At 64.8% G+C, this 24,877-nt stretch carries 18 protein-coding genes; 11 read left to right on the forward strand and 7 right to left on the reverse strand.

Features of this window, described 5'->3' with window-relative positions; all coding sequences use genetic code 11:
* Positions 1-57: 57 nt before the first annotated feature.
* From AC07SZ_RS11955 to AC07SZ_RS11975, 5 genes are all read left to right on the forward strand, one after another.
* Complete coding sequence (locus AC07SZ_RS11955) at positions 58-2,313, forward strand: hypothetical protein (RefSeq protein WP_494914374.1); 2,256 nt, start codon at positions 58-60, stop codon at positions 2,311-2,313.
* A 10-nt stretch (positions 2,314-2,323) separates the two neighbouring features.
* A complete protein-coding gene (locus AC07SZ_RS11960; protein WP_494914375.1) occupies positions 2,324-6,085 on the forward strand; it encodes a DUF7929 domain-containing protein in 3,762 nt (1,253 codons plus the stop codon).
* 222 nt (positions 6,086-6,307) lie between these two features.
* Positions 6,308-6,985, forward strand: coding sequence for a ribulose-phosphate 3-epimerase (rpe, locus tag AC07SZ_RS11965; protein ID WP_056573842.1), 678 nt, complete (start codon positions 6,308-6,310; stop codon positions 6,983-6,985).
* Between the two features lie 449 nt (positions 6,986-7,434).
* Positions 7,435-8,178 (forward strand): GntR family transcriptional regulator, encoded by a 744-nt coding sequence (locus AC07SZ_RS11970; protein WP_172371442.1) that lies wholly within the window; start codon positions 7,435-7,437, stop codon positions 8,176-8,178.
* A gap of 166 nt (positions 8,179-8,344) precedes the next feature.
* Positions 8,345-9,859: a malonate--CoA ligase gene (locus tag AC07SZ_RS11975; RefSeq protein ID WP_494914376.1), complete on the forward strand. Its 1,515-nt coding sequence runs from the start codon at positions 8,345-8,347 to the stop codon at positions 9,857-9,859.
* Between the two features lie 20 nt (positions 9,860-9,879).
* On the opposite strand, the gene AC07SZ_RS11980 is transcribed toward AC07SZ_RS11975, so the two are convergent.
* From AC07SZ_RS11980 to AC07SZ_RS12005, 6 genes are all read right to left on the reverse strand, one after another.
* The gene (locus AC07SZ_RS11980; protein WP_494914378.1) at positions 9,880-11,943 is read right to left on the reverse strand and encodes an ABC transporter ATP-binding protein/permease; all 2,064 of its coding nucleotides are present in this window, start codon (positions 11,941-11,943) and stop codon (positions 9,880-9,882) included.
* A 72-nt stretch (positions 11,944-12,015) separates the two neighbouring features.
* Positions 12,016-13,131: an NAD(P)/FAD-dependent oxidoreductase gene (locus AC07SZ_RS11985; protein ID WP_172371441.1), complete on the reverse strand. Its 1,116-nt coding sequence runs from the start codon at positions 13,129-13,131 to the stop codon at positions 12,016-12,018.
* Between the two features lie 8 nt (positions 13,132-13,139).
* On the reverse strand, positions 13,140-14,312 hold the full coding sequence (gene nagA / locus AC07SZ_RS11990; RefSeq protein ID WP_494914379.1) for an N-acetylglucosamine-6-phosphate deacetylase: 1,173 nt from the start codon (positions 14,310-14,312) through the stop codon (positions 13,140-13,142).
* Positions 14,309-15,343: an SIS domain-containing protein gene (locus tag AC07SZ_RS11995; protein WP_172371439.1), complete on the reverse strand. Its 1,035-nt coding sequence runs from the start codon at positions 15,341-15,343 to the stop codon at positions 14,309-14,311. Before AC07SZ_RS11995 ends, nagA begins: the two co-directional genes overlap by 4 nt.
* Entirely contained in the window at positions 15,340-16,122 is a 783-nt protein-coding gene (locus AC07SZ_RS12000) for a GntR family transcriptional regulator (protein WP_172371438.1), read from the reverse strand. Before AC07SZ_RS12000 ends, AC07SZ_RS11995 begins: the two co-directional genes overlap by 4 nt.
* Positions 16,119-17,000, reverse strand: a complete 882-nt coding sequence (locus tag AC07SZ_RS12005; RefSeq protein ID WP_494914381.1) for a glucosamine kinase nucleotide-binding domain-containing protein — start codon at positions 16,998-17,000, stop codon at positions 16,119-16,121. Before AC07SZ_RS12005 ends, AC07SZ_RS12000 begins: the two co-directional genes overlap by 4 nt.
* Before the next feature lie 198 nt (positions 17,001-17,198).
* On the opposite strand from AC07SZ_RS12005, the gene AC07SZ_RS12010 reads away from it, so the two are divergent.
* The 6 genes from AC07SZ_RS12010 (at position 17,199) to AC07SZ_RS12035 (ending at position 23,633) form a co-directional block, all read left to right on the forward strand.
* Positions 17,199-18,149, forward strand: a complete 951-nt coding sequence (locus tag AC07SZ_RS12010) for an N-acetylmuramic acid 6-phosphate etherase (RefSeq protein ID WP_056573817.1) — start codon at positions 17,199-17,201, stop codon at positions 18,147-18,149.
* A gap of 117 nt (positions 18,150-18,266) precedes the next feature.
* A complete protein-coding gene (locus AC07SZ_RS12015; protein ID WP_056573814.1) occupies positions 18,267-19,526 on the forward strand; it encodes an ABC transporter substrate-binding protein in 1,260 nt (419 codons plus the stop codon).
* Positions 19,527-19,779: 253 nt separating this feature from the next.
* Positions 19,780-20,709: a carbohydrate ABC transporter permease gene (locus tag AC07SZ_RS12020; RefSeq protein WP_494914383.1), complete on the forward strand. Its 930-nt coding sequence runs from the start codon at positions 19,780-19,782 to the stop codon at positions 20,707-20,709.
* Between the two features lie 11 nt (positions 20,710-20,720).
* Complete coding sequence (locus AC07SZ_RS12025) at positions 20,721-21,560, forward strand: carbohydrate ABC transporter permease (RefSeq protein ID WP_010912697.1); 840 nt, start codon at positions 20,721-20,723, stop codon at positions 21,558-21,560.
* Positions 21,557-22,618: a Gfo/Idh/MocA family protein gene (locus AC07SZ_RS12030; RefSeq protein WP_494914385.1), complete on the forward strand. Its 1,062-nt coding sequence runs from the start codon at positions 21,557-21,559 to the stop codon at positions 22,616-22,618. Before AC07SZ_RS12025 ends, AC07SZ_RS12030 begins: the two co-directional genes overlap by 4 nt.
* A gap of 16 nt (positions 22,619-22,634) precedes the next feature.
* The gene (locus AC07SZ_RS12035; RefSeq protein ID WP_494914387.1) at positions 22,635-23,633 is read left to right on the forward strand and encodes an ABC transporter ATP-binding protein; all 999 of its coding nucleotides are present in this window, start codon (positions 22,635-22,637) and stop codon (positions 23,631-23,633) included.
* Positions 23,634-23,856: 223 nt separating this feature from the next.
* Here AC07SZ_RS12035 and AC07SZ_RS12040 read toward each other — a convergent pair whose 3' ends face one another.
* Positions 23,857-24,702, reverse strand: coding sequence for a fumarylacetoacetate hydrolase family protein (locus AC07SZ_RS12040; protein WP_494914388.1), 846 nt, complete (start codon positions 24,700-24,702; stop codon positions 23,857-23,859).
* Positions 24,703-24,877 lie beyond the last annotated feature (175 nt).

A 24,877-nucleotide genomic window follows, 5' to 3' on the forward strand; every position in this document is an offset into this window, starting at 1 on the left:
GCGCAAGGCTTTCATGAACCTTTCCACCTCCGCCCGCGACTGACGTCCAGGTGCCGCATGGTGCGGCCCGGAAAGGAAGTCCCCATGACCAGCAACCGAGAGGCTCCACGGTCTCCCGGAACAACAGGAACTCGGCGCGACCGCCGCCTTCGGGACGGTGTCGACGCGCTGGGCTTCCCGCTGCTTCCGTTGACCCTAGGTAAGAGCAGGCGTATCGTAATGAAGAGGAAAGCAGACAATTCGATCAGGGATGAACGTGCCGGACCGCCGCGCCCTGCCCTGATTTGCGCGGCACAGCCGGATATTCCTCCCGTAGACTTCGGGGGGAGTTCTATGTCTTGCGATCACGGCCTGTCAGTGTCTTCTCGCGTCAGCCGTTTGCGCCGCCTGGTCAAGAAGACCGGCGGCGTTCTTGCATTCGCCCTGACCGCCGGCCTCTGGCTTGGCGGCGCCGCCCGGGCGCAGGACACCCAGATCATCTACCCAGGCTCGATGGCGGTCACCGGCTTTCCCGGCACCGTCATCCCCAATTTCGACGAGGGCCTGCCGCCCGGCGTCGATCCGGTCGACGAAACCTTCATCGACACCACGCGCGCCACCTTGCGCGTGTTCGACGTTTCGCACCTGGGTGGACCGGCATCGGGCCAGCTCGTCTTCACGCCGCCGCCTTTCGAGGTGACATCAGGCCAGATCGGCGAGGTGTTCGGCCTCACCTATGATGACGGCGTGCGCGATGGGGTGCCATCGGGCATTCCCAACCTTTATGCCGCCGCCACCTCGCTGCATGGCATCGAGATCGTCACGCCGGACGCCGACAAGGATGGCAGGCCGGAGCGGCAGCGCCGTGGAACGGCAGGCGCGACCTTCATGGATGGCCAGTTCGGTACCGAAAATGGTGGCGGGCCGGGCACCATCTGGAAGATCGACGGCATCACCGGCCAGGTCGCCAAATTCGCCGACATCGACACCAACAGCGGTCCTGGCATCGGCAATATCACATTCGATCCCAGCCACCGCCAGTTCTTCGCCTCAGACCTCGACACCGGCCTGATCCATCGCATGGACGCCAATGGCAGGCTGATCGACACCTTCGATCATGGCGTCGCCGGGCGGCCGGCGCATGGCCTGGCTCCGATCGCCGACGACGGCGCGGTGATGGACATACAGGGCGCGGCGTTCGACACGGAGGACCCCGAGACCTGGGGCTACACCCAGGACGAACGCCGCGTCTGGGCCGTTTCCTATCATGGCGGCCGTCTCTATTATTCGGTCGGCGAAAAATCGGAGGTCTGGTCGGTCGGCATCGCCCGAGACGGCACCTTTGCCGGCGACCCGCGCTGGGAGCTGACGGTCAAGGCCGACAAGGACTACGCCGTCACCGACATCGCCTTCGACAACAGCGGCTTCATGTATCTCGCCCAGCGCGGCCCGATCGAGAACCGCTACGACTACAGCCGCTTCGCAGATTCCGGCAAGGGCGAGGTCATCCGCTACTTCAGGGAAAATCCGGACGATCCGGCAACGGAATCGGTCTGGGTGGAAGCGCCGCAGGAATACGCGGTCGGCTTCCCGCAAGGTTTCAGGCAGTCGGCCGGCGGCCTCGACCTGCAATATGGCTATGACGCCGACGGCAATCTCGACACTTCGGTCTGCACGCAGACGCTGGTCAACACCGGCGACAAGCTGCGCGACAATCCGACGCTCGCCGAACAGCTCGCCGCCGGCGGCCCCCTCGCCGTGCATGGCGTGCAGATCACGCCCAAGGATCTGGTCAAGCCGGCCAACGCGCCGCCCTTCGGCTCCTGGTTCGTCGATTTCGACGGCTATTTCGAGGATCCCGAGGTGGAAGGCCATGTCGGCGACGTCGCCGTCTGGCACCCCTGCGATGGCCGCGCCGGCTATTATGAAGAAATCCCGGGCGGCTATCTGCCACCCTTCTACCCGCCGGACTTCCCACCGCCCGGCAACCTGCCACCGTGTCTCGACGTTGAAGATATCAGGTACTACTGCACGCCTTCGGGCCTCGAGGCCGATCTCTATCTCCATGACCATGCCGGCTTCGGCGGCGATTCGATCAAGGTCCAGCCTTCGAATGAGACAAAGTCCAGGACGCCAGGCGTCGGGGTGACCACACCCATGTCGCATGCGCCCGGCACGCCGTACACGATCAACATCACCGGCCACTATCCGGGCGACAGAGTAGACGTTGGACTTTGCTTCTACAGGAAGTCCGACAAGGACAAGGGTGGCTACTACCCTTGCTGCAAGATGACCTTGCCGCTCCGCACCCCAGCCGTCAGCTGCGAACGTTGAGGAGGGGAAGATGAACAATCTCACACTCTCCCCGCTCGCGCGAAACAACTCAACCGACAAGCTGTTAATCGTCATGGAGACGATCATGAAACCCCTGTCATACGCCAGGCGCGGCGCGCGCTGGCTGATGGCGGCCGGGGTCGCGGTCGCCATGCTCACCCCCCTCGCAAGCCACGCGGAAGACGCCGCGCCGGTCACGCCGGAACTGAGGCTCGACCTCGACAATTCGCGCGTCGTCAATCCGAGGCCGGAACGGGTCGTGCCGTTCTTCACCAAGAAAGGCACCCAGAGAGGCTGCGACTATGTCGTCTACTCCCTGAGCTTTGGCCTGCGCGGTGATCCTCAGGGCTTTGCCGATCCGGGTCTTGTGGCCTTGCTGAAGAAACTCAAGATCGAGTTCAAGGACCAGCTTCCGCACGGCTTGGCCATCGTCAACGTGAATGTATCCGGCGACGGCACGGATGCCTCCGGCGGATCACTGCCGGGCGCGACGATCAGCAACACGGCGGGTCCCAGCGATACCGCAACGGTGTCCGACTTCCGGCTCTCCGCCGACGATCTCGACGGCGCCGGGGCCGCCAATGAACGCGTCATCAATTTCCAGATCACGGCCAGGATCGACCATGCTGCGTTTCCTTCGCCGACGATCATCGACAATCAGGGCCTGATCAAGGTGAGCAACGGAGCCGGCACCGGCACCATCATCCCGTCGCAGGATCCGAGCAAACCCGACGATGGCGACTACAAGACCGGCGTGAAGACCTCGATCAAGATCGATGTCACCAAGTGCGAACCGCCGCCGCCACCTCCCGGCAAGGAATGCTTCAAGGTGGAACGCGGCACCGTCGATTGCGTACCCGGCGGCGGTGCCTTCATCTACCACATGCCGGTCGGCCCGGAGATGGGCGGCAAGTGGGTACAGGTGTCGACGACCACGCCCGGCATCACCATCATCCCTGACACCCAGCTGGTGCCGGCGGGCGGCGGCGTGCTCAACTGGAAGATCGTCGGCGCATCGCCCGGCGACGTCATCCATCTCGTCGTCACCGGCATCGAGACCTATGCCGGACCGAAGGAAGGCTGGGGCCTGTGCTGCACGCAGACCATCGACATCGTCATCCCGCGTGACCAGCGTTGCCCGCCCAGGGACAAGGAGCCGGACCTCAAGGTCGAGAAACGCGCCGATGTCGCGCGCTGCACCATGGCCGGCGGCTGCGATTTCACCATCAGGGTCACCAATGTCGGCACCGCGCCCTACAACGGCAAGATCGTGCTCGACGAGGTGACGCTGCCGGCCGGCTCGACGCTGAGCTCAGGGCCCAATCCGCCTTGGGTCTGCGTGCCCGGCACCACCCCGATGACGTGCACCTATCCGGTGACCACGCTCAATCCGGGGGCCTTTGTCGACCTCAAGCTCGGCTTCAAGCCGGCCGGGGGCTGGCAGGGCGGTGCGCTGCGCAACTGCGCCGCCTACAACTATGCCGCCAGCGGCAAGCCGTTGTTCGGCAGCCAGTCGAACGACCGTGGCTGCGCCTCGATCCCGATCTGCCGCCGTGGCGATCGTGACCGCGACTGCCAGCCGCCGGTCGAGAAGAAGGTCGACCTGATCCTGAAGAAGCGTGCCCGCACCGAAATCTGCACGGCCGACGGCGTCTGTTTCTTCGTGATCGACATCATCAACAACGGCACCTCGACCTATACCGGGCCGCTGACGGTGATCGACAACTATCCCGGCGGCGCACCGGCCTCCTCGACCTTCGGGCCGAGCCCGCCCTGGACATGCGGCCCGAACGGCCCCGGTCAGTTCCGCTGCGACAATCCCGGCATCGCGCTGCCCGTGGGCGCCTCGACGCCGATCTTCGTCAAGGCGGTCATGCCGGCCGATTACCGGTCGGACACGGTCGAGAACTGCGCCGAGGTGAAGGCCGTTCCCGGTGAGATCGACCTCACCAACAACAAGGCCTGCGCCAAGGAGCGCATCCGTCGTCCCAATGGTGGCCAGCCCGGCCTGCGCATCACCAAGGTGTGCAGCGGCTCGCTGGCCGGTGCCGCGGCCGTTTCTTGCCGCATCACCGTCTCCAACGCCGGCACGGCGGCTCCCACCGGTCCGGTGCGGGTCAACGATGCCGCCACGCTGGTGTCGGGAGGCGCGCCCGTCCAGATTCAGACCGTCACTCCAGACGGCGCGGAATGGGCGTGCGGACCGGTTCCGGCCAACACGCTGTCGTGCCAGATTCCCGGTGCCGTCATGGCGCCCGGAACCAGCCGCCACTTCGACGTGACGGTCTCGGCCAATGGCGAGTTCGAGAACTGCGCGCGCGGCTCCTATGGGCCGGCGCAAGGCGACGATGTCGTCTACCCGATTGGCCAGGCCTGCGCCAAGGGCGGCGGCTCCTCGACCATCCGTGTCGAGAAGACCGGCGACCGCGAATGCCGGCTGGGCCAGCCCTGCTCGTTCGACATCACCATCTCCAATGACGGAACGAGCCCCTTCTCCGGTCCGGTCCGAATCGGTGATGCGATCGGCGTGGAAGGGCTCGGCCGGCTGGACGGCGTTGCGATCACCTCGATCGACCCGCCCTTCGGCTGCTCGCCCGAACCGGCGAGCTTGCCTCTGTCCTGCATAGCCACCCTGACGCTCGGGGCCGGCGAAAACCAGTCGCATCATGTCACAGTGGTCATTCCCGACGACGGGCGCCTTGCCAATCTGCAGGGCGACGTCAATGGCCAGAACTGCGTTGGTGTCCTGTCTCCCGACACGCGGGTCCAGGGCGGCGGCGACGTGCTGTCCAAGGATGCGACCAATGTGCAGGGCGATCGCGGCAAGGCCTATGCGTGCCACCCCTTCACCATCACGCATGAGGTGAAGAACCAGTGCTCGCCGGGCTTCGTCATGAACGACGCCGGCCGCTGCGTCTGCCCGGAAGGCACCACCTTCCGCAATGGCCAGTGCACCGGCGGCGGCACCAATCTTCTGCCGCTTCCCGTGCCGCCGCCCAAGCGCTGCGTGCTGCTCGAAGGCCAGATCCGGACCGAGGACGGGCGCTGCGTCTGCCCGCGCGGCACAGCGCTGGAGAACGGCGCCTGCGTCAGGACCGACAGGCCCGAGCAGTGCACCATCCGTGGCCAGATCCACGATGCCAACAGCGATTGCGTCTGTCCGCAAGGCACCGAGGTGCGTAACGGCGCCTGCCGCCCGGCCCGGCCGAAGCCTCAGCAGTGCCGCATCCCCGGCCAAGTCCGCAATGCCGACGGCGATTGCGTCTGTCCGCAAGGCACCGAGGTGCGCAACGGCGCCTGCCGTCCGGTCCGGCCGAAGCCCGACCAGTGCACCATCCGGGGCCAGGTGCACGATGCCAACGGCGATTGCGTCTGCCCGCGGGGTACCGAGGTGCAGGGCAATGCCTGCCGGCGCAAGCAGCCGCAGGTGGAGCCGTGCGACATACGCGGCCAGGTCCACAACAAGCGCGGCGAGTGTGTCTGTCCGCGTGGGACCGATGTGATCGACGGCGCATGCCGCAAGCCCAGGCAGCAGGCGGAATGCGCACCGGGCTCGCAGATGGTCAATGGCCAGTGCCAGCCGATCTTCAAGAGGCGTTGCCCGGAAGGCACGGTTGGACGCTATCCCAACTGCCGGCCGATGCGCGGGCAGCCGTCACTGGAGCTCAACCCCGGCCTGCTGCTGCAGCAGGTCTTGCCACGGCGCCTGCCGCAGGCTGAACAGCAGCAGGATCCGGCACCAAACAGGATCCTGAAGCTCCAGCAGCAGTAGCCGTCCGCTTGACGCCAGACCTTGGGCCCGCCGGAGCAATCCGGCGGGTTTCTTCGTCATGTCCCGGCAAGCGGGAATTGGCTGCGGCAGGATCGGAGATCCCGCAACGCCGCCCAAGCCTGTGGAGCCCCCGTGCTTGCACCCTCGACAAGTCCCCCGCCGGGCATTAGGCAGTCGATCCAGGGTGAACGGTATGAAAAGGGCGCCCGGAAAGGCCGCGAGATGAGCAAGAAGACCTTGATCGCACCATCGGTGCTGGCTTCGGACTTTTCGAAGCTTGGCGACGAGGTCGAAGCCGTCGCGGCCGCTGGCGCCGACTGGATCCATCTCGATGTCATGGATGGCCATTTCGTCCCCAACATCACCTTCGGTCCGCCGGTGATCAAGGCGATCCGCAACCGCACCAGGGCTTTTTTCGACTGCCATCTGATGATCGCGCCGGCCGATCCCTATCTCGCCGCCTTCGCCGAGGCCGGCTGTGACGGCATGACGGTCCATGCGGAGGCCGGGCCGCACCTCGACCGCTCGCTGCAGACCATCAGGAACCTCGGCAAGAAGGCCGGCGTGTCGCTCAATCCGGCGACGCCGGAAACGATGATCGAATATGTGCTCGACCGGCTCGACCTGATCCTGATCATGACCGTCAATCCGGGGTTCGGCGGCCAGGCCTTCATCCCGGGGATCGTCGACAAGGTTAGAAGGGTCAAGGCGCTGATCGGCGACCGGCCGATCCGCATCGAGATCGACGGCGGCGTTTCGCCCGAAACGGCCCCTTTGGTCACGTCAGCCGGGGCCGATGTGCTGGTGGCCGGCGCGGCGATCTTCAAGGGCGGCAGCGTCGAGGCGTACCGTGCCAACATCGAGGCGATCAGGACAGCGGCCGACAACGCCGCCGGCTAGGGACCGTTTCAAGGAAACGGCCAACCGCCCTGAATTGCTCGAACGCACCGCGATCATCCCGCTTCGAATCCAACCGGCTGGCTGGCTGACAGCTTTTGCGCGGACACGGTTCTTCAGGAGCACGGTGACGCCCGAATCAGATCGGCGCCGGACGGATGAGCAAGCCCAGCCGTGCGGTATCTTTGCGCGCGACAGAAAAGATGCTCGCACGGGCACACAAGGAACAGATGATCCTGCGTGCATACAAAACATGTTAAGTTCCATTGGTTGTAGAGGCGCGCCAATTCCCCCGATCAGGCGGCGGATAGCGCTATATTCCTTAGTGCTTAAGTACTAGGATGGCGTCTTGTGCTTGAGCCTCTTGACGAAGGCACTGTAGGGTACATGTACGGAAGGATTCTTTTTCGGACTCGAATTGCCCAGAGAGACATGGGGACAAGGAGTCGAATTTGACATACGGCGCTGCCAACCTGAACGACGACGGCACAGGATCCAAGAGTACGCTTGCCAGTACGGTCTATCACCAATTGCGGGATGATCTTCTTGGCGGCGCTCTGGAAGCCGAAAGCAAGCTGCGGGTCGAGTGGGTTGTTTCCAAGTATGGCGCCGGTGCCTCCCCTGTCCGTGAAGCCCTTAATCGCCTTGCCTCCGAGGGTCTCCTTGGCCGTCACGATCAGCGTGGCTTCTTCATCATGCCGGTCAGTGCGACGGAGCTGGAGGAGCTGACGCGCACCCGCTGTTGGCTCGAGGAACGGGCGCTTCGCGAATCCATTGCCCACCGCACCACCGAGTGGGAAGAACAACTGGTGCTGGCGCTGCATCGCCTGGGCCGCGCATCTCGATGTTCCCCGCAAAATCTCCCGTCGCTCGATCCGGACTGGGAGAAATTGCACCGCACCTTCCACCGTGTGCTGATCTCGGCCTGCCGGTCGCACTGGCTGGTGGGTTTCTGCGATCAGCTTTCAGATCACGCCTATCGCTACCGGCAAATGGCCAATGACAGCGAGAGCATGCAGCGCGACGATTTCGGGGAACACCGGCGGATCGCCGAATGCGCGCTGGACGGCAATGCCGACGGCGCCGTCCAGGCCTTGATCGATCACTACCAGCTGACCGCTTCCATATGCATGGAGCGCTTCAAGCAAGGCGAAGTCGCAAAAGCCGCCGCTTCGGCCGAGCGCGCTAGGCGGTAACGACCATTTCCTCGGCGGAGCTTGTCGCCATCATTCGCGATTTCTTCGGCGGATGCGACGCGCCGCACAGCCGTTTGCGGTCTTGACGGCACGGCCCGGAAACGCGAACTCTGCGCGCCCCAAGTGCATTGCCGGCGCCGCATTGCCATCACAGCAGGAAAATTTCATGAGCAATCATCTGTTCGATGCGTTCCGGTCCCGGATGCCGCCGCCCGGGCGCCTGTTGATGGAAACCGATGATGGGCGCTCGCTCAGCTATGGCGACATGCTGGCGCGGTCGGCGCAGCTCGCGCACGCGCTCCTGCAATTGCATGTCGAGCCCGGCGACCGGATCGCCGTGCAGGTCGAGAAGAGCCCGGAGGCGGTGCTGCTCTATCTCGCCTGCGTGCGCGCCGGTGCCGTCTTCCTGCCCCTCAACACGGCCTACACGCTGACCGAGGTTGGATATTTCTTCGAGGATGCAGCACCTCGGGTCATCGTCTGCGATCCGGCGAAATCGGCGGATATCGAGCGGATGGTCGCGCCATCCGGTGCCGTCGTGGTCACGCTCGGCCGCACTGGCCGGGGATCGCTGACGGACCAGGCATCACGGCAATCCTCCGATTTCCATGATGTCGAGCGCGGCGAGGACGATCTCGCGGCGATCCTCTACACGTCGGGAACGACCGGCCGCTCGAAAGGTGCTATGCTCAGCCATGGGAACCTGGCATCGAATGCGCGCGTGCTGGTCGACCAATGGCGCTTCACATCAGGCGACGTGCTGATCCATGCGCTGCCGATCTTCCACACGCATGGCCTGTTCGTCGCCACCAATGTCATCCTGATGGCCGGCGCCTCGATGCTGTTCGAGCAGAAATTCGATCCGGCCCGCATCATCTCACTGCTGCCGCGCGCCACGGCGGTGATGGGCGTGCCGACCTTCTATACCAGGCTGCTGCGGCAGGACGGGCTGGACCGCGAGGCGGCGAAGAACATCCGCCTGTTCGTGTCCGGCTCGGCGCCGCTGCTGGCCGAGACGCACAGGGCCTGGCGCGAGCGCACCGGCCACGCCATCCTCGAACGCTACGGCATGACCGAGACCAACATGAACACGTCCAACCCCCATGAGGGCGAACGGCGCGCCGGCACGGTCGGCTTCCCGCTGCCTGGCGTGTCGCTGCGCATCACCGATCCCGATAGCGGCAAGCCGCTGGCCCAGGGCGAGGTCGGCATGATCGAGGTCAAGGGCCCGAACGTGTTTGGCGGCTACTGGCGCATGCCGGAAAAGACCAAGGCGGAATTCCGCGCCGACGGCTTCTTCATCACGGGCGATCTCGGCATGGTCGACGCCGACGGTTATGTCCATATCGTCGGCCGCGGCAAGGACCTGATCATCTCGGGCGGCTACAACATCTATCCCAAGGAGCTCGAAAGCGAGATCGACGCGCTTGATGGAGTGAACGAAAGCGCCGTCATCGGCGTCGCCCATCCGGATTTCGGCGAAGGCGTCACGGCCGTCGTCGTGCGGGCGCCGGCATCCCGGATCACCGGAGCCGAAATTCTCAGCGCCATCGCCGGGCGCCTGGCCAGGTACAAGCACCCGAAGCAGGTGATCTTCGTCGACGAATTGCCGCGCAACACCATGGGCAAGGTGCAGAAGAATATTCTGCGCGACACGTACAAGGACCTCTACGCATCGTAGTGGTGGGCGCGCATCCCCCGTTATTTCGTCTTGCGCGGCTTTTCGGTCGTCGTGCCCGAGCCCCACAAGGCGCGCGTGAGCAGGCCGCGCTTGCGGTTGCGCGGCACGAGGTCGATATCCCTGACTAGTTTCGCGCCGCCCTTGTGCCGCTCGAGCGTGATCTTGCGGGTGTGGAAGGCTTCCAGTTCGGCGCGATGCGCCACGCTGAGGATCGTGACTTCAGGCAATTCGCGGATCACCGTTGCCATCATCTGGTCCTGGCTCTTTTCGTCCAGCGCCGAGGTCGCCTCGTCCAGAACGACGATGTCGGGGCGATGCAGCAAGAGCCGCGCGAAGGCGACCCGCTGCTTTTCGCCACCCGACAAGGTCTGGTCCCAGGGCGCTTCCTCCTTGATCCGGCCGGCGAGATGGCCGAGGCCGACCTTGTCGAGGGCGGCCTTGATCTGGTCGAGCTTCCACTTGTCGGCGGCCGCGGGGTAGGCGACCACGCGGCGCAGCGTGCCGGACGGGATGTAGGGCCGCTGCGGCAGCATGAACAACCGCCTGTCGGGATGGAAATTGACGCTGCCGCTTCCCCATGGCCACAGGCCGGCGATCGCCCGCACCAGCGTCGACTTGCCCGAACCGGATTCGCCCGAAACCAGCACCCGCTCGCCCGATTCGACGGCGACCTCCGTCTCCTTGACCACGGACGTGCCGTCGTCGAGCGTCACGGAGAGATTGTCGAGGCTGAGCATGGCGTCGCCCTTGGTCTCGCCACGCTTGATGCGCCCGAGCTCGTCGCTCTGCTCGGCACGTTCCAGCCCGTCGAGGGACATCATCAGCGAAGCGATGCGGCGTGCGGAGGCGTTCCAGTCGGCGAGGCGCGGATAATTGTCGACCAGCCAGCCGAAAGAGCTCTGAACAATGGCGAAGGCGGAGGCCGCCTGCATGACCTGGCCGAGCGACATCGACCCTTCGAGGAACTTTGGCGCGCACAGCAGGACCGGCACCACCGGCGCGAACAGGCTCGATCCCTGCGAAACAAGTGCCGTGCGCATGTGCTGGCCGGTCAGTTGCGCCCAGCGCTTCAGCACGCCGGCAAAGGTTCTGTCGATGCCGCTGCGTTCCTCTTCCTCGCCGCCGAGCAGGGCGATGCTCTCGCCGTTTTCACGCACGCGCGTCAGCACGTAGCGGAATTCGGCTTCCGTCTGGTTCTTCTCCTCGGACAGCCGCACGAAATCGCGGCCGATGACGAACATCGAGGTCGAGGTGATCGCGGCATAGATCACCGCGGTGATGACGAGGAAGCCGGGCACGGTGATGGTCGAGCCGCCTAGCGGGAAGCTCAAGGCGCCGCCGATCGTCCACAGCACTACGATGAAGGTCGAGGCCGACAGGGTGGCGACAATCACGCCGGCGACGAAATCGACGGGTGACTCGGTGGCGACCCGCAGATCTTCAGACAGGCGCGCCTCCGGGTTCTGGTGGTCGCCCTTGACGAGGTTCAGCTGATAGTAGCGGCCGTTGGCGAGCCAGCGCGCTATCACCGAGGTCGTCAGCCAGGCGCGCCAGCGGCGCTGCATGGTCATGCGCAGCCAGACCTGCGCGACGACAAGGCTGATGCTGCCAAGCACCAGCGGCACAAACACGGCGCTGAGGAAATAGACGGTATGGGCGTCGCGCTTCTCGATGGCGTCGAAGATCGAGCGGTTCCAGACATTGATCCCGTACTGGAAGCCGACATTGACGACGATCAGGATCAGCAGCCCGGCCGACAATGGCCAGGCGAGCCTGTCGCCATGCCGTCCCCAATAGCCGCGCCCGCTGATCCAGAAGCGCTTCAGCAGGTATTTCTTGCGCGCCTGTTCTGCTTCCTCGGGCGTCAACTGCGGGTCGGGTTCGACGGCTTCCGGCGGCGGAGCTTCGCCTGCGATGTCGGGCGCGGCCGCTTCGACGATCGGTGCCTTCTTGTCGCCTGGCTTCTTTTTGCTCGCCTCCTCCGCGCGCGGGCGCTCGTCGCGCGGCTTTTGCCGCCGCCGCTTGGGGGCGCCGCGCGGCTTTATGCCGTCGGCCGGTTTCGATCTGGGTTTCGCCTCGGACATACGTCCCGACAACGACCTCGAAATCAAAAGGTTTCATGGCATCGGCCTCAGCGGAAGAATTCCCGCCGGCGCTTATAATCGCGTATGCAGCAGCTCGGCGACATGGTCGGCGATCGCCAGGCTCGCGGTCAGGCCGGGGCTCTCTATGCCGAACAGATTGACGATCCGCCCGGCGCCATGATCGGCCGGCCCCTGGATCATGAAATCGGCGGCCGCCTGACCCGGTCCGGATAGCTTCGGCCTGACGCCGGCATAGGCCGGTTGCAGGGCACCGTCGGCAAGATCAGGCCAATAACGCCGGATCGCCTCGTAGAAGGCAGCGCCTCGGCCGGGATCGACTGTATAGTCCACGCGCTCGATCCATTCGACATCAGGCCCGAAACGCGCGCTGCCGCTCAGATCGAGAGTCAGATGGACGCCAAGGCCACCTTCGACCGGAACCGGATAGATCAGCCGCGAAAACGGCGATCGGCCTGGAAGGGCGAAATAACTCCCGCGCGCGAGCCATTGCCGTGGGATGAGATTCCCTGGAAAGCCGTCGATCCGGCGGGCCACGGCCTGCGCATCGAGGCCCGCGGCATTGACGAAGGTGTCTGCCTCCAGGGCGAAGGTCTCGCCATTGGCATCGCGCGTTTCGATCCGGATCCCGCCGGCCTCGATCGCCGCTCCGACGACAGTGGTGAGCAAGGCAAAGGACGCGCCGGCCGCCTCGGCGTCGCCGCGCAACGCCAGCATCAGCGCATGGCTGTCGACAATGCCGGTCGACGGCGACGACAGCGCGCCCGCGCATGCCAGCGCCGGTTCCAGGCTCATGGCCTCGCCGCGCGTCAGGAACTGGAGATCGTCGACCCCGCAGCGTCGGGCATTGGCCTCGATCTTCCGCAACCCATCGATCTGGCTGGGCTCGCTGGCAACGATCAGCTTGCCGGTGCGCGCGTGGGCGACGGCGTGCCCGGCGCAGTAGGCATAGAGAAGCCGCCGCCCTTCGACGCAGAGCCGGGCCTTCAGGCTTCCCAGTGCGTAATAAAGACCGGCATGGATGACTTCGGAATTGCGCGAACTGGTGACTGTACCGATCGCGTCGGCCTGTTCGACCACAACCACCTCGCGCCCGGACAAGGCAAGCGCCCTGGCGATGGCAAGCCCGACGACGCCCGCTCCGGCGACGACACAATCGACCGTCTGCATGGCCTCTCTCAGCGTGGAGCGCCGGCCTTGAACACCTTCTCGCCGCCGATCCAGACGCTTCCTATGCCAAGATCGTCCGACAGCGCAACGATATCCGCCGCCGTGCCGTTGGCAAATCGGCCGAGCCGATGCGACTGGCCGATCGCTTGGGCCGGATAGAGCGAGGCCATGCGCAGGGCTTCCGAGAGTTCGACGCCGACGACGCCGTGCATGAACCGGATCGCCGATATCATGTCGAGATCGGCGCCCGCCAGCGTTCCGTCGGCAAGCCTGAGACTCCCGTCCTTGCGGTAGATGGTGCGGCCGTTGAGCGTGAACGAGGTCATGTCGGTGCCGATCGGCGCCATGGCGTCGGTGACCAGCACGATCTTGCCCGGTCCCTGCTTGGCGTCGAGCGCGATCCGGATGGTCGCGGGATGAACGTGTATGCCGTCGGCGATGAGCCCGGCGGACAAGGAGCCGACATCGATCGCCGTGCCCGCCAGTCCAGGCTCGCGGTTGCCGATCTGGCTCATGGCGTTGAACAGGTGGGTGACCACGCTGGCGCCCGCTTCGGCGAAGGTTTTTGCTCTGAGGTAGCTGGTGTCCGAATGGCCGAGGCTCACGACAACGCCGGCCTTCGCCAATGCCGCGACCCGCGCCGGTTCGACGGATTCCGGCGCGACCGTGGTGAGCAGCACCGGCAGCTTCCGCCGCGCCGCGATCAGCATCGCCTGGTCGGCGTCCGTCATCGGCCGGATCAACGCCGGATCATGCGCGCCCTTGCGCGCGATCGACAGATGCGGACCCTCGAGATGCAGGCCGAGGAAACCGGGTACCTTCCGCAGCGCGGCTGCTTCGCCGGCGGCGATGGCCGCAGCGGTGATCGCGGGCGTGTCGGTGATCAGCGTCGCCAGCAGCGCCGTCGTGCCGAACGGCGCGTGCGCCCGGCAGATGGTTTCGATCGAGGCGACATCGGGGTGGTCGTTGAGCATGACGCCGCCGCCGCCATTGACCTGGATGTCGACAAAGCCCGGCACCAGCATGCCGCCGCCGGCGTCCACAACACGGACGTCCGAGGGCAGGGCACCCTGGCGCACTATGGCCTCGACAAGGCCGTCGCGCACGACGAGCGCCGAGCCTTCATGCCAGTTGTCGCCATCGAAAATGCGGGCGCCTGTCAGGGCAAAACGGTCGCTCATACGGTCTCCGTCACCTTGCGAAGGTTGCGCGGCGTGTCGGGGTCGAGGCCGCGATGGCGCGCGAAAGCCTCGACGAACACGTAGAACGAGACGATCAGCGTCAACGGATCGGTCAGCGGGTGTCCAGTGGCGACATGCGGCAGGCGCGTGGCGCGGTTGGCAAGCGCTGATGTGACGAACACCGGCGCCCCCTTTGCCGCCAGGCTGTCGGCCGCCTCGGCGATGGAGGGCTCTGACGCATCGCGCGCTGCCAGCGCCAGCACCGGAAAGTCGGGGCCGATCAGCGCCAGCGGGCCGTGCATGACTTCGGCCGCACTATAGGCCTCGGCATGCATGCCGCAGGTCTCCTTGAATTTCAACGCCGCCTCGTTGGCCATCGCCGCCGACGGTCCGCGGCCGAGGATGAACAGCGATTTCTGCTTCTCGATGGTTTCGGAGAGCACGCTCATCCAGTCGCAGGCGATCGCCTTGCCGAAATGCTCGGGCAAGCCGGCAAGTGCCTTGAGAAGCGCCTCGTCGCCGGTGGAATGCGCCATCAAGGCGAGACCGGCGACGGCGGAATTGACGAAGGTCTTGGTTGCCGCGACGCTGCGCTCGGGGCCGGCCAGGATGTCGATCGCATAGTCCGAGGCCCGCGCCAGCGGCGACTCGGCGGTGTTGGTGACAGCGATGGTCAGCGCGCCCCCGGCGCGTGCGGTTTCGGCCATGGCGACGATGTCGGGGCTCTTGCCTGACTGCGAGATCGCCAGGCAGGCCGAGCCCTCGAGCCGCAGCTTGCGGCCGTAGATCGAGGCGATGGATGGACCGACCGAGGCGACGGCAAGGCCAGCGGTCAGTTCGACGGCATATTTCATGAAGGTCGCGGCATGGTCGGATGAACCGCGCGCCACGGTGACGACGAAATGCGGGTCGCGTTCCCGGATGCCGCGCCCGGCCTCGGCCAGCATGGCGCCAGAACCATCGAGCAGTCGGGCGACGGCCTGCGGGATCTCCTCGATCTCGCGCTGCATATGTGTGGTGTTGGAGGTCATGGTCGGCCCTCTTCGCTCGGCCCTGTCAGCCGCAGTTCGGCGACGAAATCATAGGCGTCGCCCCGATAGATGGAGCGGGTGAACTCGATCACCTTGCCGCTCGCCAGGTAGGAAATGCGTTCGATATGCAGGCCGGCGACACCCGGGGGTACTTCCAGCAGGCGCGCATCGTCGTCGCCGAGATTGGCGGCCGAGATGCGCTGCACCGCCCGAACCGGGCGATTGCCGGTCAGTTGCAGCGCCGCATAGAGCGACGAGCCGATGCCCGCCGGGTCGGGCAGCACGCTGGCCGACAACGAGGCGCGTTCGATCGCCAGTGGCGTGTCGTTGGCGATGCGCAGGCGCGCCACGCGCGCCACCAGTTCGCTCGACGACAGGCCGAGCACCATCATCTCGTCGGGCGAGGGCGCATATAGACCGCGGTCGAGCCATGCCGAGCGCACCGCCATGCCGCGCCGCGCCATGTCCTCGGTGAAGGAGGTCAGCCGCGACAGCGATTGCTCGACGCGCTCCATGCGTGGCGCCACGAAGGTGCCCGAGCCATGGCGCTGCACAAGGATGCCGCCCTTGACCAGATCCTGCACCGCCTTGCGCACGGTGACGCGCGAAATGTCGGCCTTGGTGGCGATGTCGCGCTCGGAAGGCAGCGCGTCGCCAGGTCCGATCAGGCCACGGTTGACCGCATCCTCGATGCTTTTCCTGAGCTGCAGGTAGAGCGGCGCGCCGCTCTGCGACGATTGCTTCAGCGCGGCGAAGATCTGGTCGGCGGCATCGCTCATCGGGCCGCCTCCGCCTGTCCGGCGAACAGCCGCACCGCCATCTGCACCGCCCCGCCCAGCGCATCGTCGAGCGGTGGCTTGAGCAACGCTCGATAGCGCGGCGACAGTCGTGGCGCGTAGAGCGGCGCCAGCCCGCCGAGCAGGCAAAGCGGCGCGTCATCGGAGAGGCCGAGCGCGCCGAGCGAAGCCTCGACATCGCCGACCGCCTTGTCGACGATCCAGTTGGCGACGGCATCGCCCTTCTCGGCGTGCTCGAACACTTTGGGCGCGAAGCCGCCGAAATCGCCGGGCTTGGCATTGGTGGTGAATTCCACCACGTCCTCGGGATTGTTGCGGAAGATGGCCATCATCGCGTCGGTCAGCGGCGAAGCCGCGCGCACGCCGTCATGGGCAAGCAGCGTCTGTTCGAGCAGATCGCGGCCCATGCGGGCGCCGCTACCCTGGTCGCCGACCTGGAATCCCCAGCCGCCGATCGCCCGTGACTTGCCGCCCTTGCGGGCCATATAGGCGGTGCCGGTGCCGAGGATCGCCATGGCGCCGTCGCCCGAGCCAACCGCCCCTTCCAGCGCGATTTCGGCGTCGGTCTCGACGCGGCTGGTGCTGAACGGCAGGATCGCTTCCAGCTGCTGCCGGTAGGTGCCGACATTGGCGCCGGCTAGGCCGAGAATGGCCGGTGTTTGCGGGATCAGTTCGGGATCCTCCCCGGCGGCGATGAAGGCTTGCCGCGCGGCGTCTACGATGTTCGACCGCGCCCCGGTGAGGTCGGTTCGAATGTTGGCGGCACCACTTTTGGCGCGACCGACGACCGTACCGTCCGCTGTTGCAAGGGCGGCCCTGCAGCTGGTGCCGCCGCCATCGATACCGAGCACGAAATTCACGCGATTTCTCCTCCGGGTCGATAATACCAATAAAATACCAATAGCCAAGACTTAATTTCTGTTTCAAAAAGATTAAGCCGTATTTTATTGAAAAATCTGCACATTTCGTCGGCTCAGCGATTTCCTGTCCGCGAATTCGTTAATGCGTGTGGACAAGTGGTATTTTTTTGGTATTGTTCTGGTATTGGAGGAACACGGATGGCTGAAACGCGCACCGAAGCGCTTCACAGGAATGCCGAGGGGCTGGATATCCAGGCTCCGGAAGCCATCCTTGTTTCGCTGGCCGATGCGCAGATCGAAGCCGCGAAAGCCGTCCGCAACGCCATTCCCGCCATCGCCAAGGCAGCCGAGATCATTGCGGGCCGATTGAACGGCGGCGGCAAGCTTGCCTATGCGGCGGCCGGCAGTTCCGGCCTGATGGCGCTGGCCGATGCGTTGGAACTGCCGGGCACTTTCGGCATCCAACGCGACCGCATCGCCATCCTGGTCGCCGGCGGCGACGAGGCTTTCAGGACGCTGGCGGGCGGCCCCGAGGATGATGTCGAGGAGGCAGCCGCGGCTGTCGCCAATGCCGGCATCGGCGCCGGCGATTGCCTGATCGCGCTTTCCGCCAGCGGCACCACGCCCTACGCGGTGCGCGCGATCGAAGAAGCCGCCCGTCGCGGTGCGGCCACCATCGGCATCGCCAACAACCGGGACTCCGCCCTGCTTCGCCAGGCCGAAACCGCGATCCTGCTCGAAACGCCGCCGGAAGTGATCGCTGGTTCGACGCGTATGGGCGCCGGTACCGCCCAGAAGATCGCGCTCAACATGCTGTCGACCCTGACCGCTGTTCATCTTGGCCATGTCCATGACGGCTACATGGTCAATCTGATGGCCGACAACATCAAGCTGCGCGACCGCGCCGCGCGTATCGTCGCCGCCATCAGCGGGCGCGGCAAGGACGAAGCGGCCGGGCTGCTGGAGAAAAGTGGCGGCGCGGTCAAGACCGCAATTCTGCTCGCCGCTGGCGCCGACAGCGCCGCCGCGGCACGGAAGATACTGGAAGAGGCTGGCCAGAAACTGCGGCCGGCCCTTTTTGCGCTTGGGCATGATCCCGAAAAGCGGGGACCGCTTTCCGGAAAAGATCATGCTCGAACAGAGAAATAGAGCCTGTTTCATCCCGATTTCCATCGGGGTGAAACGGGCTTGCGAGGGGAGCAAGGGGCCAAAAGCCCCCGTTCTCATCAAAACCGAACCTGAAAAAGGTCAACAGGGAGACTGAGCATGACAACGAAACTACTGACGGCACTGCTTCTGGGCACCAGCATTCTCGGGTCCGCCGGGTTGGCTCACGCCGAGGACGTAACGCTCAACATCGAAAGCTGGCGCGGCGACGACCTGTCCATCTGGAAGGACAAGCTGATCCCCGCCTTCGAAGCCAAGAACCCCGGCATCAAGGTGGTGTTCGCGCCATCGGCTCCGACCGAATATGACGCCGCGCTCGGCGCCAAGCTCGCCGCCGGATCGGCCGGTGACCTGATCACCTGCCGCCCGTTCGACAAGTCGCTCGAACTGTTCAAGAAGGGCAACCTCGCCGACCTCAGCGCGCTGCCCGGCATGGAAAACTTCTCGCCGGTGGCCAAATCCGCCTGGCAGACCGACGACGGCAAGGCGAGCTTCTGCGTGCCGATGGCCTCGGTCATCCATGGTTTCATCTACAACAAGGACGCCTTCGACAAGCTCGGCATCAAGGTGCCGCAGACCCGTGACGAGTTCTTCGCCGCGCTCGACAAGATCAAGGCCGACGGCACCTACATCCCGATGGCGATGGGCACCAAGGATCTCTGGGAAGCCGCGACCATGGGCTACCAGAACATCGGCCCCAACTACTGGAAGGGCGAGGACGGCCGCGCTGCGCTGATCAAGGGCACGCAGAAGCTGACCGACAAGGACTGGGTCGCGCCCTTCGAGGAACTGGCCAAGTGGAAGCCCTATCTGGGCGACGGCTTCGAGGCGCAGACCTATCCGGACAGCCAGAACCTGTTCACGCTCGGCCGCGCCGCCATCTACCCGGCCGGTTCGTGGGAGATCGGCCTGTTCAACACCCAGGCCCAGTTCAAGATGGGCGCCTTCCCGCCGCCGGTCGAGAAGGCCGGCGACACCTGCTACATCTCCGACCATACCGATATCGGCATGGGCCTGAATGCGGCTTCCAAGCACGCGGACGCGGCCAAGACCTTCCTGTCCTGGGTGGCCTCGCCGGATTTCGCCACCATCTACGCCAACGCGCTGCCGGGCTTCTTCAGCCTGAACTCCTCGCCGGTGAAGATGGCAGACCCGCTGGCGCAGGAATTCGTTTCCTGGCGCGGCAAGTGCAAGTCGACGATCCGCTCGACCTACCAGATCCTGTCGCGCGGCACGCCGAACCTCGAGAACGAGACCTGGGTTGAATCGGCCAACGTCATCAACGGCACCGACACCCCGGAAGCTGCGGCCAAGAAGCTGCAAACCGGTCTCGACAGCTGGTACAAGCCGGCGAAGTAAGAGCTCAGGCAACGGAGCCGGCCGGGCGCATGCCTGGCCGGTTCCGGATACTCCTGGTTTTGAGCGTGCACCCGTTCAGATAGCGATTGTCGGCACCGCCTCGCGGCCTTACCCTTAATCTCCTTGGGAAGGCTGGCTGATCAGTCGCAGGCCTTTGTTCTTGCGGTATCGGGCAAGGATGGATGGGCCGTGCATCGAGGCATCATCTAGCATCAACATCGTCTGGAACCGAGAGACGGCGGGAACCGAACTCATGGCCGCAGAAATACGACCGAAAAGACCGTTTCGCTGGCACATCGCCGTCTTCCTGGCGCCGGCCGTGCTCGTCTACACGGCGATCATGATCCTGCCGCTCGCCGGCACGCTGCAGCTGTCGCTGTTCCGCAACATCGAGCAGCACCAGATCTTCGTCGGACTGGACAATTTCCGCGCCTTGTTCGGCGACCCCAACTGGTCGGTGGGTTTCTGGAACGCGCTGAGGAACAACACCTGGTTCTTCATGATCCACATGCTGGTGCAGAACCCGATCGGCGTCATGCTGGCCGCGCTTCTGTCCAGCCCGAAACTTCGGTTCGCGGCCTTCTACCGCACGGCGATCTTCGTGCCGACCATCCTGTCCTTCGTCATCGTCGGCTTCGCCTGGAAGCTGATCCTGTCGCCGCTCTGGGGCGTGGCGCCGCACATGATGGACCTGGTCGGCCTGAAAAGCCTGTTCACGCCCTGGCTCGGCAAGGAGCAATATGCGCTGACAGCGCTCAGCCTGATCTCGGTGTGGCAGTTTGTCGGCATCCCGATGATGCTGATCTACGCCGCGCTGCTGTCGATCCCCGACGAGGTCATCGAGGCGGCCGAATGTGACGGCATCACCGGCCTGTCGCAGTTCTGGAAGATCAAGCTGCCGCTGATCCTGCCATCCATCGGCATCATCTCGATCCTTACCTTCGTCGGCAATTTCAACGCCTTCGACCTGATCTACACCGCGCAAGGGGCGCTCGCCGGGCCGAACTATTCGACCGATATTCTCGGCACCTTCCTCTACCGCGCCTTCTTCGGTTTCCAGCTGCAGGTCGGCGACCCCAACATGGGCGCGGCGATCGCCACGATGATGTTCCTGATCATCCTCGGTGGCGTCTGCGTCTACCTCTTCCTCGTCCAGACGCGCCTGCGTCGCTACCAGTTCTGAGGGGCCAGGAGATGAGCACCGCCACCCGTTCGCTGCCCCGCACCATCGGCGCCCACGCGATCCTCTTGACCTACACGGCGATCGCGCTGTTTCCGGTGATCCTGGTGATCATGAATTCGTTCAAGTCCCGCGCCGGCATCTTCGGCGCGCCGCTGACGCCGCCGACGCCGAAGACCTTCGACCTGATCGGCTACACCACGGTGATCGGCCAGGGCGACTTCATCCACTATTTCCAGAACAGCCTCGTCGTCACCGTCGCCTCGCTGTTCTTCGTGCTCCTGTTCGGCGCCATGGCCGCCTTCGCCCTGTCGGAATACCGCTTCCGCGGCAATTCGCTGATGGGGCTTTATCTCGCGCTCGGCATCATGATCCCGATCCGGCTCGGCACCGTCGCCATCCTGCAATTGATGGTGGCGAGCGGGCTGGTCAACACGCTGACGGCGCTGATCCTGGTCTACACCGCGCAAGGCCTGCCGCTCGCCGTCTTCATCCTGTCGGAATTCATGAAGCAGGTCTCCGACGATCTGAAGAATGCCGGCCGTATCGACGGCCTGTCCGAATACACCATCTTCTTCCGCCTGGTGCTGCCGCTGGTACGGCCTTCCATGGCGACCGTCGCCGTCTTCACCATGATCCCGATCTGGAACGATCTGTGGTTCCCGCTGATCCTGGCGCCGTCGGAGGAGACCAAGACGGTTACGCTCGGCGCGCAGCTCTTCCTCGGCCAGTTCGTCACCAACTGGAACGCCATCCTGGCCGCGCTTTCGCTGGCGATCATGCCGGTACTGATCCTCTACGTCATCTTCTCGCGGCAGCTGATCCGCGGCATCACATCGGGAGCCGTCAAGTGAGTTTGGAAAAGCCTCTTCGTGTCGTCGTCGCCGGGCTCGGCAATATGGGCCGCAGTCATGCGCTGGCCTACCACACCAATCCGGGCTTCGAGATCGCCGCCCTGATCAATCGTTCCGACGTGCCGCTGCCGGACGGGCTGTCGGGCTACGGCATCAGGCGTTCCTTCGACGAGGCGCTGCGTGACCAAAAGCCCGATGTCGCCTGCATCGCCACCTATTCCGACAGCCATGCCGACTATGCGGTGAAGGCGTTCGAGGCCGGCTGCCACGTCTTCGTCGAGAAGCCGCTGGCAACGACGGTGGCCGACGCCAGACGCGTCGTCGCGGCCGCCAAGGCCAACGACAAAAAACTGGTGATCGGCTACATACTGCGCCATCACCCGTCCTGGATCCGGCTGATCGCCGAGGCGCGCAAGCTCGGCGGCCCCTACGTGTTCCGCATGAACCTCAACCAGCAATCCTCGGGCCATACCTGGGAGACGCACAAGCAGCTGATGCAGACGACGTCGCCGATCGTCGACTGCGGCGTGCATTATCTCGACGTCATGCTGCAGATCACCGACGCCAGGCCGCTCGAGGTGCGCGGCATGGGGCTGCGCCTGACCGAGGAGATCGCGCCGACGATGTATAATTACGGCCATCTGCAGGTGCTGTTCGATGATGGCTCGGTCGGCTGGTACGAGGCTGGCTGGGGACCGATGATTTCCGAAACCGCCTTCTTCGTGAAGGACGTCATTTCTCCGAAGGGCTGCGTGTCGATCGTCATGAAGGAAGGTGTGAAGTCGGACGACATCGACACCCACACCAAGACCTCGACCATCCGCCTGCACAGTGCGGCGACCGGCGCGGACGGCAAGTTCGCCAAAGCCGACGAGATGCTGTCGATGGAAGGCGAACCCGGCCACCAGGACCTCTGCGATCTCGAGCAGGCCTTCGTGCTGAAGGCGATCCGCGAGGATCTGGATCTCACCAAACACATGGACGACGCGGTGAAGTCGCTCGCCGTCTGCCTTGCCGCCGACGAGAGCGTGCGCAGCGGCATAGCCGTCAAACTCTAACGACAGGAACGAAGCCGTGGGTTCGCTGAAGATCGAGAATGTGAAGAAGGCCTTCGGGCCGGTCGAGGTGCTGAAGGGCATCGACCTCGAAGTGACCGATGGCGAATTCGTCGTCTTTGTCGGCCCGTCGGGCTGCGGCAAGTCGACCTTGCTTCGGGTCATCGCCGGGCTGGAGGATTCGACTTCCGGCCGGGTGTTGATCGACGGCGAGGATGTGTCGGTCACGCCCCCGGCCAAGCGCGGCATCGCCATGGTGTTCCAGACCTACGCGCTCTACCCGCATCTGACGGTGAAGAACAATATGGGCCTTGGCCTCAAGCAGGCCGGCACGCCCGCGGCCGAGATCGACCGCCGCATCGGCATCGCCTCGTCGATGCTGTCGCTGGAGCCCTATCTGGAGCGGCGGCCGGCCGAGCTCTCCGGCGGCCAGCGCCAGCGCGTCGCCATCGGCCGCGCCGTGGTGCGCGAGCCCAAGCTGTTTCTCTTCGACGAGCCGCTGTCGAACCTCGATGCCGCCCTGCGCGTCAACACGCGGCTGGAGATCGCGCAGCTGCACCGCCGGCTGAAGGCGACGATGATCTACGTCACCCACGACCAGGTCGAGGCAATGACATTGGCCGACAAGATCGTGGTGCTGAACGCTGGCAGGATCGAGCAGATCGGTGGCCCGATGGAGCTCTACAATGCGCCGGCAAATGAGTTCGTCGCCGGCTTCATCGGCTCGCCGAAGATGAATTTCATCGACGGCGCCCGCCTCGGCGAAACGGCCAAGACCATCGGCGTTCGGCCGGAGCATCTGACCGTCGATCCGAAATCGGGCGCCTGGAAGGGTACGGTGGTTCATGCCGAGCATCTCGGCGCCGACACCAATCTCTATCTCGATTGCGAGAAGGCCGGGCTGATCACGGTGCGGATTTTCGGCGTCTACGACGCCGAGCCGGGCGCAACGCTCTATGCGACGCCGGATCCGGCGAAGACCTACCGGTTTGGCGCGGATGGGAAGACGATCAAGTAATCTGGCGCCAACGCCTCTTTCCTTCTCCCCCTGTGGGAGAAGGTGGATCGGCGCGCAGCGCCGAGACGGATGAGGGGTGTTCCAGCGGAGTGAGGCGTGAAAAGGCCGAAAGACTTCACGCGCTTGACTTCTGCAAGCAGAGATCCTTCGCGCACCCCTCATCCGACCTCGCTTCGCGAGGCCACCTTCTCCCACAAGGGGAGAAGGGGAAGAACTGCCGCGGCTACAAATCAGCCTTGAACGTCTGCTTCTGCTGGCCCAGGCCCTCGATGCCCAGTTCCACCACATCGCCGGACTTCAGGAACACCGGCGGCTTCATGCCGAGGCCGACGCCGGGCGGCGTGCCTGTCGAAATGATGTCGCCGGGATGCAGCGACATGAACTGGCTGAGGTAGGACACCAGATATTTGACGCCATAGACCATGGTCTTGGTCGAACCGTTCTGCATGGTCTTGCCGTTGACGGTCAGCCACATTTTGAGGTTTTGCGGATCGGCGACTTCGTCCTTGGTCACCAGCCACGGGCCGGTCGGGCCGAACGTGTCGCAGCTCTTGCCCTTGGTCCACTGGCCCTGGCGCTCGGCTTGGAAGGCGCGCTCGGAGACGTCGTGGGCGACGCAATAGCCGGCGACATGGTCCAGCGCATCGGCTTCGCTGACATATTTTGCCGTTTTGCCGATGACCACGGCGAGTTCGACTTCCCAGTCGGTCTTCACCGAACCGCGCGGGATCAGCACGTCGTCATCCGGGCCGACAATGGCCGAGCTTGCCTTCATGAAGATGATCGGTTCCGGCGGTACCGTGGCGCCGGTCTCGGCGGCGTGGTCGGAATAGTTGAGGCCGATGCAGATGAACTTGCCGGTGCCGGCGACGCAGGCGCCGAGCCGTGGCTTGCCGGAAACCGCCGGCAGCGACTTCGGATCGAGCTTGCCCAGCATCTCCAGCGAGGCCGGATGCAGCACCGTTCCGGCAATGTCGGCGACATGGGCGGAGAGATCACGGATCGTCCCATCCGCATCGAGCAGGCCGGGACGTTCGCTCCCCACCTCGCCATAGCGCAGCAGTTTCATCTAAATCCTTCTCCTGGTTGCGGCCTCGCGGCCTTTTGCAAATTCTCCGCCGAGGCGATGGCTTCCTTGAAGAGCCGGGCGGACCCTACCCATCGACCTGAGCCCGGGCAAGCGCGGACATTTGGTGAGCGGGCCCGCGCCCCGGATTTTCAGACTTCCCGATCTTCCGAACGCG

It is taken from the genome of Mesorhizobium sp. GW821-FHT07A06 (assembly GCF_059419085.1).